The sequence below is a fragment of the Halioglobus sp. HI00S01 genome (assembly GCF_001635445.1).
GTDB lineage: Bacteria > Pseudomonadota > Gammaproteobacteria > Pseudomonadales > Halieaceae > Halioglobus > Halioglobus japonicus.
On record NZ_LWEE01000124.1, the window covers coordinates 1 to 240 of the forward strand.

Genomic DNA, 240 nt, shown 5'->3' on the forward strand with positions numbered 1-240 from the left:
CGCAAGCGTGAGCGGGTATCGGAACGGCCAAAGCCGTCGGTCCCCAATGCCGTGAAATGCCCGGGAATAAACTCGCGAATCTGGTCGGCATAGGATTTCATGTAATCCGTGGCCACCACGACCGGACCTGACGTGCCGTCCAGCAGCTGAGTAACGTAGGGCACACGCGGCGCCTCCTCCGGGTGCAGCATATTCCAGCGCGTCGCCGCCTTGCCTTCGCGCTGCAGCTCATTGATGGAG

The 240-nt window shown here is 62.1% G+C and carries 1 protein-coding gene; it reads right to left on the bottom strand.

Annotated features, from left to right (window positions below):
* On the bottom strand, nt 1-240 hold a 240-nt coding region (locus tag A3709_RS23790; RefSeq protein WP_197484220.1), incomplete at both ends, for a hypothetical protein.